The sequence below is a fragment of the Neobacillus camarae genome (assembly GCF_054950115.1).
The window spans coordinates 613,785-626,486 of record NZ_JBUCKX010000003.1 but is presented as its reverse complement, the minus strand read 5'-3'; the positions used below and the strand labels follow the sequence as shown (position 1 = coordinate 626,486).

Annotated in this window: 14 protein-coding genes; 12 read left to right on the top strand and 2 right to left on the bottom strand. The window is 41.6% G+C overall.

All coding sequences use genetic code 11. The annotated features are described in order from the left end of the window. The first annotated feature begins 1 nt into the window (after window position 1). Together ACY8D0_RS18375 and ACY8D0_RS18370 are read left to right on the top strand one after the other, a co-directional pair. Window positions 2-1,123 (top strand): cysteine protease StiP family protein, encoded by a 1,122-nt coding sequence (locus ACY8D0_RS18375; RefSeq protein ID WP_462411950.1) that lies wholly within the window; start codon window positions 2-4, stop codon window positions 1,121-1,123. Next, window positions 1,120-1,920 (top strand): HAD family hydrolase, encoded by an 801-nt coding sequence (locus ACY8D0_RS18370; RefSeq protein WP_462411949.1) that lies wholly within the window; start codon window positions 1,120-1,122, stop codon window positions 1,918-1,920. The genes ACY8D0_RS18375 and ACY8D0_RS18370 overlap by 4 nt, the downstream gene beginning before the upstream one ends. Here the strand turns inward: ACY8D0_RS18370 and ACY8D0_RS18365 are convergent. Then, complete coding sequence (locus tag ACY8D0_RS18365; protein WP_462411948.1) at window positions 1,917-2,162, bottom strand: hypothetical protein; 246 nt, start codon at window positions 2,160-2,162, stop codon at window positions 1,917-1,919. The genes ACY8D0_RS18370 and ACY8D0_RS18365 overlap by 4 nt on opposite strands. Window positions 2,163-2,377: 215 nt before the next feature. Between ACY8D0_RS18365 and ACY8D0_RS18360 the strand changes: the two genes are divergently transcribed. The 6 genes from ACY8D0_RS18360 to ACY8D0_RS18335 all read left to right on the top strand — a co-directional run bounded on the left by ACY8D0_RS18360 (window position 2,378) and on the right by ACY8D0_RS18335 (window position 7,884). After that, complete coding sequence (locus tag ACY8D0_RS18360; RefSeq protein ID WP_462411947.1) at window positions 2,378-4,021, top strand: YceG family protein; 1,644 nt, start codon at window positions 2,378-2,380, stop codon at window positions 4,019-4,021. A gap of 3 nt (window positions 4,022-4,024) precedes the next feature. Further along, complete coding sequence (locus ACY8D0_RS18355) at window positions 4,025-5,125, top strand: toxic anion resistance protein (RefSeq protein ID WP_462411946.1); 1,101 nt, start codon at window positions 4,025-4,027, stop codon at window positions 5,123-5,125. Between the two features lie 40 nt (window positions 5,126-5,165). After that, window positions 5,166-5,777, top strand: coding sequence for a TerD family protein (locus tag ACY8D0_RS18350; protein WP_462411945.1), 612 nt, complete (start codon window positions 5,166-5,168; stop codon window positions 5,775-5,777). A 66-nt stretch (window positions 5,778-5,843) separates the two neighbouring features. Next, window positions 5,844-6,422: a TerD family protein gene (locus ACY8D0_RS18345; RefSeq protein ID WP_462411944.1), complete on the top strand. Its 579-nt coding sequence runs from the start codon at window positions 5,844-5,846 to the stop codon at window positions 6,420-6,422. 167 nt (window positions 6,423-6,589) lie between these two features. After that, window positions 6,590-7,384, top strand: coding sequence for a thymidylate synthase (locus tag ACY8D0_RS18340; protein ID WP_462411943.1), 795 nt, complete (start codon window positions 6,590-6,592; stop codon window positions 7,382-7,384). Further along, entirely contained in the window at window positions 7,381-7,884 is a 504-nt protein-coding gene (locus tag ACY8D0_RS18335) for a dihydrofolate reductase (protein ID WP_462411942.1), read from the top strand. The genes ACY8D0_RS18340 and ACY8D0_RS18335 overlap by 4 nt, the downstream gene beginning before the upstream one ends. Before the next feature lie 47 nt (window positions 7,885-7,931). On the opposite strand, the gene ACY8D0_RS18330 is transcribed toward ACY8D0_RS18335, so the two are convergent. Further along, on the bottom strand, window positions 7,932-8,153 hold the full coding sequence (locus ACY8D0_RS18330; RefSeq protein WP_462411941.1) for a hypothetical protein: 222 nt from the start codon (window positions 8,151-8,153) through the stop codon (window positions 7,932-7,934). A 322-nt stretch (window positions 8,154-8,475) separates the two neighbouring features. Here ACY8D0_RS18330 and tatA point away from each other — a divergent pair, with 322 nt between their 5' ends. From tatA to ACY8D0_RS18310, 4 genes are all read left to right on the top strand, one after another. Beyond that, entirely contained in the window at window positions 8,476-8,670 is a 195-nt protein-coding gene (gene tatA, locus ACY8D0_RS18325) for a twin-arginine translocase TatA/TatE family subunit (protein WP_462411940.1), read from the top strand. 200 nt (window positions 8,671-8,870) lie between these two features. After that, window positions 8,871-9,608, top strand: a complete 738-nt coding sequence (gene tatC / locus ACY8D0_RS18320) for a twin-arginine translocase subunit TatC (protein WP_462411939.1) — start codon at window positions 8,871-8,873, stop codon at window positions 9,606-9,608. Window positions 9,609-9,801: 193 nt separating this feature from the next. After that, window positions 9,802-10,878: a hydrogenase small subunit gene (locus tag ACY8D0_RS18315; RefSeq protein ID WP_462411938.1), complete on the top strand. Its 1,077-nt coding sequence runs from the start codon at window positions 9,802-9,804 to the stop codon at window positions 10,876-10,878. Beyond that, the gene (locus ACY8D0_RS18310) at window positions 10,875-12,596 is read left to right on the top strand and encodes a nickel-dependent hydrogenase large subunit (protein WP_462411937.1); all 1,722 of its coding nucleotides are present in this window, start codon (window positions 10,875-10,877) and stop codon (window positions 12,594-12,596) included. Before ACY8D0_RS18315 ends, ACY8D0_RS18310 begins: the two co-directional genes overlap by 4 nt. The last annotated feature ends 106 nt before the right edge of the window (window positions 12,597-12,702 follow it).

The window sequence follows — 12,702 nt, the reverse complement described above, 5'->3', positions numbered from 1 at the left end:
TTTGCGTGAGTTAATCAATACACCTGCTAAAATCAGTACGTATTCTGAAGATGACGTCATGTTTCTATTAAAGGATTTAAGTGATATCCGGCTTGAAGATACAACCGATAACCGGGAATGGAGGATTCAAACAGGAGGGCATTACAGTGAATCATTGCCTATAGAGTATCAGCCTCCAAAACCATATGTGGATTTATTTTGGAAAGCTTTACATGAATATAAGCAAAAGGTGGCATTGTGCATTGGCATTGTTTCAGAGCAAATATTTCGGCTGAAGGGTGAGCAAACGGTTCTTGTGTCGCTAGCACGTGCAGGTACGCCTGCAGGTATATTAATTAAAAGGTATATGAAGAGCCGCTTTAACATTACATTGCCTCATTATAGTGTTTCGATTATTCGGGACAGGGGCATTGATGAAAATGCTATACACTATATTCGTAAAGCCCATCCGAATGGGAAAATCCAGTTTATTGACGGATGGACAGGAAAAGGGGCCATATCCATCGAATTAACCAAGGCCTGCAGGGAATATGAACGGAAATATGGCGTTTATCTAGATGATACCTTAGCGGTTATTGCAGACCCAGGCTATTGCACCACTTTGTATGGAACAAGAGAGGACTTTTTAATCCCCAGTGCTTGTTTAAATTCTACCGTTTCAGGACTAGTAAGCCGAACCGTTTTAAATGGCCAATATATTGGTGAAGCTGACTTCCATGGCGCAAAGTTTTATAGAGAACTGGCGGACCAAGATGTTTCCAATCAATTTATCAATATTATAGAAAGTGAGTTTCCAAACATAGCCGACCAAGCATTCATAAGCACGGAACTAAAAAAGGATGATGAGCCGGGAGCGGTGTTTTTAGGGATGCAGGATGTTAAAAGGATCCAAGCCGAATTTTCTGTGGAAAATTCTCACTTTATAAAGCCGGGTGTGGGAGAGACAACAAGAGTTTTACTAAGAAGGGTGCCATGGAGAATCCTAATGCGGGACAAAACGAGCCCCTTCGTACAGCACATTCTCCTGCTTGCAGCTGAAAGGAATGTGGAAGTGGTGGAGTATGAAGAGCTTAACTATCTGTGCTGCGGAATCATCAAAACGGTTAAGGGGTCTAAGAAATGATATTCGCCTCAGACCTGGACCGTACCTTAATTTATTCAGACCGCGCCATTGATACATTAGGCTTGCCGGAAGGAGCGGACCTAAAACCGGTCGAAAAAACAGGCAACCGCTGGGTTGCCCATATGACCGGGACTGCTCTTTCTGCATTAAGGGAGCTGGCACAAAACAGTCTGTTTATTCCGGTTACCACCAGAACCATAGAACAGTTCAACCGAATTGTTATTTTTGAAGGAGATATTCCTATTAAATATGCGATTACCTCAAATGGGGCCCGTATTCTAATGAACGGAAAACCTTTGGAAGAATGGACTGAATATATTTCCAAAAGCATGGATGGACAATCAGTCTCTCCAAAAGAGTTCCTATCCCTAATGAAGGACAGCAGATTAGCATGGAAAGGGGAATGGAAGCAAGCGGAGGATTTATTTTTCTATTCCATAGTGGAAGAGGTACCGCCTGATTCCTTCATCAAAGCAATTTCCACTTTTGCCCAAACAAACGGCTGGCGTATATCCCTGCAAGGCAGAAAGCTGTACTTTATCCCAAACGCAATCAATAAAGGGGCTGCCCTTGACTTTATTTGCAAGCGGGAAGGCCAAAAGGCGATTGCCGGGGCCGGAGATTCCCGGCTTGACTTGGATTTCCTAACTCTTTGCCAGCTCGGGTTTGTACCGAAACACGGAGAAGTTGCCAAGGAAGCCTTGGACTTAGGGTTGACTGTCACGAGCCAAACCGGTGTCAAAGCCGGGGAAGAAATCCTCCAGCAATTTTTAAAGCTATTGCCGCTGACTATCTAATGGCTGCCCATTATCCGGTTCACTATAAAATAATAAACAGAAGCGAACAAACTATAGCAGATCACCAGGAACAAAATCATATGACTGACAGAAGCTATGGCCGGTGAAAGAAGCAATGTAAAAATCAAACTGAAGACAAACAAATCCAAATAAATAAACACATCGGAGGACATTACTTCCATCACGGTATTTAGTTCCTCCTGGATAAACTCCATCCTGGGGCGTTTATAAAGAAATCTCATTTTAAGTCACCTACTTTATTATCGTATTCAAATATATGTAGGGACGGGAAAAAAGGTGAAAGCGCAAAACTTTTTCACCTTGTTTTCGTATAAACAAATGAACGGTTAAACTAACTATGATAAGATAGAAAGGTAAAAACCTTACATATTTTGCTTATTTCGATTAGAGTGTCCTTACCGGAATATGCTTGCGCTTTTAGAGGAAGGGATTTTAAATGTATCCACCTATACAACAATTAAACATCCGTCCTGTAACCCTTTCAAATGAAAATTGGCAGGGGATATTAAGAAAACCAATGCCAGAAAGGCCTAATTTTTTATTGGAAAATGGGACCATCCAAATTGGGCAAGTATTAGGTGAATTCCTAGGGTTACCAATTGATGTTGACGAGTATTACAACCAACTATATGAATATGTTACTTCCGAGGATCTTCATCTTCATTTATTGAGTGAAGATACTCTTATTAAGACCATTAATAACAACCATTTCCAAGCTATACAAAAAATTTTGAATATCAGCCAAGAGCAAAAGTTGTCCATCAACCGCTTCACGGCTTTTCTCGATGGTGAGCAGCTCCTGTTAAAATCCAATGTTCCCGTCATTCATCGCAAAATAAGAGAAGCAATGATTAAAACACTAGAATTGTATACCCAGATAGAGCGGGACGGATTAAAAAATCATGAACTAAGGCGAATTTTAGTGGACATCGTCAAGTGGTCATTTAATCATTTGGAGCCGATGTTAAAAAGTGCTGACCCAGAAAAGGAAATGCCAAAGTTTTTGTGGTACGGTGACTTTAAAAAAAGCCATCAGTATTTTTTATTTTATTTAATATCGCTAGGCTGTGACATGATAATTTTTCATCCTGAAGGCCGGGACATTTTAGACGGGTACATCCATGATCCGATTTTTAGACATCGTTATCCTAATCAAATGCCGCCAGAACCTTTTCCTACTGAAAGGCGAAATAGGAAGACGACGGTGGCTTACAGGGCTTCCAGAGAAATTGAATCGATTTTGAACCAGGAAGGTTCGGGATTGTATAAGCCTTGGCAGTTAAGGGATTATACGCCCTCGTCGCTTACACTGAGAACCACCTATGATGAACTGTTCATCCTTTGTAAAGAAATGGCCATGGTTCGTCCAGAATTTGAGGTGAAGAACGGTGAAGTGAAAATACCCTCCATCTTCGCTAAAATCCAAGGAGTCAGCAAAGATCGAAAAGGGTATTGGGATCGTCTTCACTCCTTAACCCAAGCAGAAAACAGCTTGTTAATTCGCCAGCTCCCTTTTACCACCACGGGTTCCAGTGATTTTCGCTTTCATTATCGAAATGCCTTAGGGAAGGATGGGCTGGTGGATCCAAATAAAATCATGAAATCCCATTATTGGCCATATTCTTTTTTGCCGGCAGGTTTGCAAAAAGGGTTAGCCGCTGCCATCCGCAATATCTGTGATAATCCGGGATTAAAGCCATTGCCAATGGAAAGCTTGGAGGAAGTACCCATTTACCTGTTTACCCAGTCGATGTTTATGCAAAAAAGCATCATTCAGATGCTGGAAAAGTTTGATTATTCCCAGCATGTACCTAAACTGATTGTTTTTAATAACGAAACAACTGGCATGTTATCGCGTTCCGACGCCGCATTATTGCTTTTGCTCAATCAATTTGGCATTGATATCATACTTTACAACCCGACAGGCCACAATGACATTGAAAATTACTTGGCACCTGGAATTTTTGATAACCACTGGCTTGAAGATGTTGTTTTTGATTTGGCTTATAAAGAGCCGTCCAATTCCATATTTAAAAAAGGGATTTTTCAAGGCTTTTTAAAAAATCTAAGGGGAGATTAACCAGTGAATTTTTCACCTAATCCATCCAGTAATTTAACACCGGCACCAGCAGAAGACCTCCTTTCCGAGGCGAAAGTATCGGACATCAAGCTTGCTCTTCGCAAGGAACCTGAAATTCAAAATCTAGCCCGCTCCATTGATGAACGTGACCAGATTCAGATTCTAGAATTTGGTAAGGAACCGGCTGTTCAAGTTTCACGTTTCTCCGATCAAATACTAGCGAACATGAGAACCACAAAGGTAGAGGATTCCGGTGAACTCTTAAAGCAGCTTGGCCGGATTATGGATAAATTTGATCCAAAGGACTTTCAAAAGTCCTCCGGCGGATTGTTCGGCAAACTTTTCAAAAAAGGCGAAAAAATTGTTGAAAAAATATTCGGCAAATATCAGACCATGGGTTCGGAAATCGACAAGGTTTATGTGGAGATTTCCAAGTACCGTGAGGAAATGGTCGATTCGACCAGTATGCTTGAAGGAATGTACGAGCAAAACTATCAATTTTATTTGACTCTTGAAAAATATATTGTTGCCGGAGAAATGAAAGTCGAAGATTTGAAAAACCAGCAGCTTCCCCAGTTGGAGGCGAGAGCGGCTTCCGGCGACCAGTTAGCATCGATGCAGCTAGATTCGTTAAGAAACGCGATAGAGCTGTTAGAGCAGCGCGTGTATGACCTGGAAATGGCCAAAATGGTAGCCCTGCAGACTGCACCGCAAATCCGTATGCTTCAGCGCGGAAACACGAAGCTAATTGGAAAGATCAATTCGGCCTTTGTGACTACGATTCCGATATTTAAAAATGGTTTAATCCAGGCTGTAGCAGCCAAACGGCAAAAGCTGGTTGCGGATTCCATGAGTGAACTGGACCGCAGGACCAATGAAATGCTGCTCCGGAATGCCCAAAATATTTCGCAGCAAAGTGCGGATATCGCTAGGCTTGCCGGCGGCCCGAGCATAAAGATTGAAACAATTGAAGAATCCTGGAACATTATCATCAAAGGATTGCAGGAAACAAAAGCGATTGAAGACGAAAACAGGCGCTTGCGCCAAGAGGGCACTAAACGATTGGAACAGCTGCAGGAAAACTTCAAAAAACTGAAGCAGTAATAGTAAAAACATAAACAAACTTTAGGATGGAGTGATAGGAATGGCAATTAATTTACAAAAAGGCCAACGTGTCGATTTGACTAAAAGCAATCCAGGACTTACAAAAATCATGGTGGGTCTTGGCTGGGATCCGATCCAATCAGGCGGAGGCGGCGGTTTGTTCGGCTCACTGTTTGGCGGCGGAGGGTCTGCTAACATTGACTGTGACGCATCTGTCATCATGCTTGGGGAAAACGATAAGCTGCGCAATAATAAAGATGTCATCTATTTTGGCAATTTAAGAAGCAACGACGGCAGTGTCCAGCACTCAGGCGATAATTTAACAGGTGACGGTGACGGTGATGACGAGCAAATCATGATCGATCTAAGCCGAGTGCCATCATATATCCAAAAACTTGTTTTCGTGGTGAATATTTATGACTGCGTAAAGCGTAAACAACATTTTGGCATGATACGGAATGCATTTATCAGGGTAGTAAATCCTCAAACTGGCCAAGAATTAATTCATTATAATTTATCCGATAATTACAGCGGACTGACCTGTTTGGTGACAGGCGAAATATATCGGCACGCAAATGATTGGAAGTTTGCGGCAATTGGCAGTGGGACAAATGCCGCAAGCCTTAGTGAAGTAGTCCGTTCCTATAGTTAAACCAACCTTTAGTTAGTGCTTTTTGCAAATATAATTGGTTTTTATTTAAGTGATGAGGTGATTCCATTGGGTATCAATTTATCTAAGGGGCAAAGAATTGATTTGACGAAAACCAACCCAGGATTGACCAAGGTGATCGTCGGTCTTGGCTGGGATACCAACCGTTATCAGGGCGGTTTTGATTTTGATTTGGATGCTTCCGCATTTTTAACAGATGACAACAGTCGGGTCAACAATGATTTAGATTTTGTTTTTTACAATAACTTAACGGACCCGTCCAGTGCAGTGGAACACACGGGAGACAATCGCACCGGGGAAGGGGACGGTGACGATGAGCAAATCAAAATCGATTTTAGCAAGGTTCCGGCACATGTCCACCGGATTGCGATTGCGGTAACCATTCATGAAGCTGAGGCACGCAATCAAAACTTTGGACAAGTCAGCAATTCATTTGTGCGTGTCGTCAATGAAGAGACCAACCAGGAAATATTAAGATTTGACCTGGGAGAAGACTTTTCGGTAGAAACGGCTGTTGTCGTGTGCGAGTTATATCGCCATAACGGAGATTGGAAATTCAATGCGGTAGGCAGCGGTTTTTCCGGCGGTCTGGCTGCATTGTGCCGCAATTTTGGATTGCAAGTTTAATCAGGCCCCACGTCAAATACAACAGGGGCTTGCAAAAGAGGCTGGCATTGTACCAGTCTCTTTTTTAACGTACCATATAAAGGCACTGCTAACGTTTAAATTTATCGAACGTTACCGCTAATCTGTGTTAAAATATAAAGATATCAATAGTTTAGGGGTGTCGTAACTTGAAGCAATATTTGGATTTATGCAAGCATGTGTTAAAAGATGGAGTTGTAAAGGATGACCGTACTGGGACCGGGACAATCAGCACTTTTGGCTACCAAATGAGATTTAACTTTGAGGACGGTTTTCCGCTTTTGACCACCAAAAAATTGCATTTAAAATCAATCATTCATGAACTGCTATGGTTCCTTAAGGGCGATACCAATGTCCGTTATTTACAGGAAAACGGAGTCCGGATTTGGAATGAATGGGCCGATGAAAACGGTGACCTTGGTCCAGTTTACGGCCACCAATGGCGGTCATGGACAGGTGCGGACGGAACCGTTGTCGACCAAATAAGCGAATTAATTAATCAAATAAAAACCAATCCAAATTCAAGAAGGCTGTTGGTCAACGCTTGGAACGTAGCTGAGATTGATAAGATGGCCTTGCCGCCATGCCATTGTATGTTTCAATTTTATGTGGCGGATGGTAAATTGTCCTGCCAATTATATCAAAGGTCTGCCGACTTATTTCTCGGAGTTCCCTTTAACATTGCATCGTACGCTTTACTAACAATGATGATTGCTCAAGTGTGCGACCTAAAGCCAGGCGAATTTATCCATACATTTGGTGATGTCCATATTTATAAAAATCACCTGGAACAGGTCAAACTCCAATTGCAAAGGGAGCCGCGTCCGTTGCCAACAATGACATTGAATCCAAATGTGAAGGAGTTGTTTTCATTTTCTTATGACGATTTTACATTGGAAAATTATAATCCCCACCCAGCCATTAAGGGAGTAGTGAGTGTATGATTTCGTTTATCGTGGCAATGGACAAGAATGGTGTGATCGGAAACGAAAACCAGCTTCCGTGGCATCTGCCGGAGGACTTGAAATTTTTTAAGCGGATGACAATGGGGCACCCGATTGCCATGGGGAGGAAAACCCATGTTTCAATTGGACGTGTCCTTCCAGGCAGGGAAAATATCGTGATTACAAGGCAACCAGGCTTTCAATGTGAAGGATGCACGGTTTTTTACTCCGTGGAAGAATTTGTCCAATATAGCCGCAAATATGATGGGGAAATCTTTGTGATTGGCGGGGCGGAAATTTTTAAAGAAACGGTTCCTTATGCGGACCGTTTATATATGACCCTTATAAACGAACAATTCGAAGGAGATACATTCTTCCCGAAATTGGAGATAAAAGATTGGCAGCTTGTTTCGTGTGAAAAAGGAATAAAAGATGAAAAAAACCCATATGACTATGAGTTTAGAACTTATTATAGAAAAGCCATTGATATTTCTAGTTGATTCAATTTATCAGCGGGAACAATAAGCCCGCTGATGAAGGTTCACTATCATTCATATTCTGCCAGTTTTTTCAGCATGCCCCGGAATTCGTCTGGATGGCAAAATTCTTCCTCACGGAAATGCGTTTTGATCCAGGTAATCAGTTCCCTAGGAGTATTAAAGTATTCACCACTGGTGTCGCTTTTACGTATTGTGTACCGGCCATTGTCCTCATCTACTGTTACCTCTACTGGTAGAGCACCATCAAAACTGAAGAGGGAAAATTCCATCCAAATCACTTCCTAACCACGAAAAATTTCCTATTTTTGTATATAGTACGCTAGTGGTTTAATTATATGCAAAATAAAAATAGTTGTCAAAATATTTTAAAATTTCTATATATAATTGGACGTTGACTTAGCTTGCTGTTCTTGATAAATTGTTAGAGAGTGATTAAATTTTAATTAGGATATGAGATATATCACAATAAACATATACTTATTGGATATTGTGAATTTAGTATGAATTATCATAGAAAAATTACCAAAAATCAATAAACACTATTATAATTGTAGTAGAAGCATTGACCACTATTGTAAGGGGATGTAAACTATGTTTTCTAACATTGGAATTCCTGGTTTGATACTGATATTAACTCTTGCCCTGATTATATTTGGACCAAAAAAATTGCCTGAAATAGGCCGTGCCTTTGGACAAACGCTAAAAGAGTTTAAAAAATCGACTCGTGAATTAACCGAAGATGTTATGGGCGATGTTGAAGAAGAAAAGAAAAAGTTGACAAAATAAGGTGTAAGATTCCCATCTTGCACCTTTTCTTCTCGGTCTTTTTATCCTACACTAATGCGAGAAAAGTTGTTTTTATCTGGCTCTGTTAAATGATATTTTTGATTTTTATCTCTGTGAATTGGAGCGTTAATAGGCGCTCTGCTGGAGTGGAAATCAACTCAAGTAGAACCTTTTATTTAAAATATTGGCAGGGGAAATACATGGAAGATAAAGAATTACAATTAGTCGATCATCTAGAAGAATTGCGCAAGCGGATAATCATTACCGCCATTTCGTTTGTGATTTTCTTTATCGTCGGTTTTATTTACGTGCAAGATATATACAATTGGTTTGTAAGGGATCTGGATGTTAAGTTGATTGTGCTCGGACCAAGCGATATCATTGGGGTATATTTCATGATTGCCACTTTAGTTGCCATAGCCGGAACCATTCCAGTTTTAGCCATTGAAATCTGGCTGTTTGTAAAACCGGCACTAAAGCCTAATGAAAGGCGATTAACCTTATCGTATATTCCGGCGTTATTTTTTCTATTCATCCTGGGTTTGGCGTTTGGATATTTCGTTATTTATCCAATGGTGTTAAAGTTCTTAGTCAATATGGGCGGGGAAATGTTCGTCACCAATTTCACGGCGGAGAAGTATTTCCGGTTTATTATGCATATGAGCTTGCCATTCGGGGTATTGTTTGAATTGCCGGTTGTTGTCATGTTTTTGACTTCCTTGGGTATTATTAACCCGATTGTGTTGTCAAAAATTCGAAAATATGCCTATTTCGTTTTAGTTATCATAGCAATCGTTATTACACCACCTGATTTTATGTCGGATTTTGTGGTTACCTTACCACTATTACTACTTTATGAAATCAGCATTAACTTATCCAAGGTTGTATTTCGAAAGAAACTTAAGAAACAGCAGGAAGAAGAATTAATAGAAGCATAACAAAAGACCTTAAGCCGTGGCTTAAGGTCTTTTTGACATTTTCATCATGCTAACTAATTATATTGTATTAATACATATAAGGATTCTTTGTGTACTTTTATGAAAATTCAAGACGAAAGACCTAAACTGTACTACAATTGCCTTGAAATCAAGTACTTCCTTATTTCTAGAAAAACTGAAGGGGGAAAAGCGGATGAAAAGGCAGAGAACCGTGTATGAGACTTCGGTCGAAAATGGTGTAAGCCGACGTGATTTTTTGAAAATGTGTACGGCGCTGGCTGCTGCACTCGGGCTTGATTATTCACAATCCGAGCAAGTGGTGAAAGCCATGGAAACTGAGTCAAGAGTACCTGTCGTTTGGCTGCAGTTCCAGGACTGCACGGGCTGTTCGGAATCATTTATACGGTCGTCACAACCTAAGACTGAAAACGTTTTACTTGATATGATTTCACTGGAATATTCGGAAGTCTTATCTGCATCTTCTGGACATCAAGTGGAAGCTAACATGAAACAGGTATTAAAAGATTTTAAAGGGAAATATGTTCTTGCAATCGAAGGCAGTATTCCAGAAGATGATGCTTTTTTGACCGTTGCAGGGAAATCGGCAAAAGAGACCTTAGATGAAATGGCTGGAGATGCCATGGCCATTATCGCATACGGTTCTTGTTCTTCATGGGGTGGAATTGCAGGTGCCAGTCCGAATCCAACAGGAGCCAAGCCGGTTACTAGTTATGTGAAGGGCACTCCTGTCATTCTTGTTCCTGGGTGCCCTCCGATTGCGGAAGTGATGACTGGAGTAATTGCCCATATTATTACCTTTGGCAAATTGCCAGAACTTGACCAGTTTGGCAGGCCTAAAGCATTTTACCGTCACCGGATACATGATAAATGCAATAGAAGAGCCTATTTTGATGCGGGCCTTTTCGTAGAATCCTTCAATGACGAAGGAGCTAAACAAGGATACTGCTTATATAAAATGGGCTGTAAGGGCCCGACTACATATAACTCTTGTGCGGAAATGCGCTGGAACGGGGGGGTCAGTTACCCGATCCAATCCGGGAACCCCTGTATTGGGTGTTCGGAAAAAGACTTTTGGGATAATGGTCCGTTCTATACAAGGAGAGCGAAAATCCCTGGTACCCAAACGACAATTAATCCGGATGCCATCGGTTTGGGAGTAGTCGGATTGGCGACAGCGGGAGTTGCCGTCCACGCAGCAGGAACCGTAGTCAAGAAAAAGCTAGATGACAAAGAAGGTGAAAAAGAATGAGTGAACGCATTGTAGTTGATCCAATTACTAGAATTGAAGGGCATCTTCGGATTGAAGCAGATATAGATGAAAACGGTATCATTAATGAGGCATTTAGTTCTGGAACAGCTGTAAGGGGATTGGAACTAATTGTCAGAGATCGTGATCCTAGGGATGTATGGGCCTATGTGCAAAGAATCTGCGGTGTATGTACGACGGTACATGCGCTAGCCGCCGTTCGTTCAGTGGAGGATGCTTTGAAAATCAGCATTCCGAAAAATGCCCATTTGATTCGTAACATCATGAACGAAGCTATTTTTCTTCATGACCATGTAGTTCATTTTTATCATTTGCATGCCCTGGATTGGGTCGATGTGGTGAGTGCAACCCAGGCCAACCCTGCTGAAACTTCAAGAATAGCTCAATCCATTTCAAGTTGGCCAAATTCTTCACCAGGTTATTTCACGGATGTTCAAAATAAAATTAAGAAACTAATTGCCAGCGGCCAGCTTGGAATATTTGCCAATGGATATTGGGGCCATAATGCATATAAATTGCCGCCTGAGGTGAACTTGCTTGCTGTTGCCCATTACTTGGAAGCACTGGATTGGCAGAAGGAAATTGTCAAGGTTCATACGATTTTTGGCGGAAAAAACCCGCATCCTCACTATCTAGTCGGAGGAATGGCAACCCCTCTGGATATTGACAGTGACAATGGCATTCACGCTGAACGGCTCATGCACGTCTCGCAAATTATCGACCAAGCAAAAGAATTTGTCAATCAGGTATACATCCCTGATTTACTTGCTATCGGATCATATTACAAAGATTGGACATACGGTGGCGGTTTAAATAATTATCTTTGCTATGGGGATTTCTCTACCGGTGATATCTATGATTACAAACTTTACCGGATGCCACGCGGCGTTGTGTTAAATGGCAATTTAAATGAAGTATTAAATGTAGACTTAAAGGATCCGAAACAGGTTCAAGAATTTATCGACCATTCATGGTATCAATATGATGGAAAGGATGGCGGGAATGGCAAGCATCCGTTTGATGGAGAAACAGATCTTCATTATACCGGTCCAAAAGCGCCGTATAAACAGTTGGCTACGGAGAAGAAATATAGCTGGCTGAAGTCACCGCGCTGGAAAGGACATCCAATGGAAACAGGGCCGTTAGCTAGATTGATGGTGGGCTATGCATCAGGAAGGGCTGATATTGTCGGGCTTGTGGATGATACCTTAAAGAAATTGGACCTCCCAGTTAGCGCATTACAATCAGCACTAGGACGCACGGTTGCCAGGGGACTTGAGAGCGTATTAATCGCTGACTGGATGAGAGACGACATGGATGCCTTATTAAAAAATATTAAGAGTGGTGACCAAGTCACATTTGATCGGACCAAATGGGAGCCGAATACATGGCCAGTTCGTGCCCAAGGAGTGGGCTGGCTGGAAGCGCCGCGGGGAGCGCTGGGACACTGGATTGATATTGAAGACGGAAAAACAAAAAACTATCAAGCTGTCGTTCCAACAACTTGGAATGCCTCCCCACGTGACAATAAAGAGAAAATAGGCGCCTATGAAGCAGCCCTTAAAGGCACTCCACTATTAGACAAGGAACAGCCGCTCGAAATCTTGCGGATTATCCATTCCTTTGACCCTTGCCTAGCCTGTGCTGTTCACTTAACGGATTTGGAATCGAACAATACAACAGAAATTCGTTTAGGTTAGGAGGGAGATTAATGGGGGCTCTAAAGTTGCCTTGGAGAAAATCTGACACACTTCTTGTGCCAACAGAAGGATTGAACAGCGAGAATTCCTATCACCCAGAGGAACC

Excerpts from the sequence above, each read along its gene's own strand:
- ACY8D0_RS18370 (WP_462411949.1), top strand. The coding sequence starts at position 1,120 with ATGATATTCGCCTCAGACCTGGACCGTACCTTAATTTATTCAGACCGC.
- ACY8D0_RS18310 (WP_462411937.1), top strand. The coding sequence starts at position 10,875 with ATGAGTGAACGCATTGTAGTTGATCCAATTACTAGAATTGAAGGGCAT.
- ACY8D0_RS18330 (WP_462411941.1), bottom strand. The coding sequence starts at position 8,153 with ATGGAATTTTCCCTCTTCAGTTTTGATGGTGCTCTACCAGTAGAGGTA.
- ACY8D0_RS18350 (WP_462411945.1), top strand. The coding sequence starts at position 5,166 with ATGGCAATTAATTTACAAAAAGGCCAACGTGTCGATTTGACTAAAAGC.
- tatC (WP_462411939.1), top strand. The coding sequence starts at position 8,871 with ATGGAAGATAAAGAATTACAATTAGTCGATCATCTAGAAGAATTGCGC.
- ACY8D0_RS18365 (WP_462411948.1), bottom strand. The coding sequence starts at position 2,162 with ATGAGATTTCTTTATAAACGCCCCAGGATGGAGTTTATCCAGGAGGAA.
- ACY8D0_RS18335 (WP_462411942.1), top strand. The coding sequence starts at position 7,381 with ATGATTTCGTTTATCGTGGCAATGGACAAGAATGGTGTGATCGGAAAC.
- tatA (WP_462411940.1), top strand. The coding sequence starts at position 8,476 with ATGTTTTCTAACATTGGAATTCCTGGTTTGATACTGATATTAACTCTT.
- ACY8D0_RS18360 (WP_462411947.1), top strand. The coding sequence starts at position 2,378 with ATGTATCCACCTATACAACAATTAAACATCCGTCCTGTAACCCTTTCA.
- ACY8D0_RS18315 (WP_462411938.1), top strand. The coding sequence starts at position 9,802 with ATGAAAAGGCAGAGAACCGTGTATGAGACTTCGGTCGAAAATGGTGTA.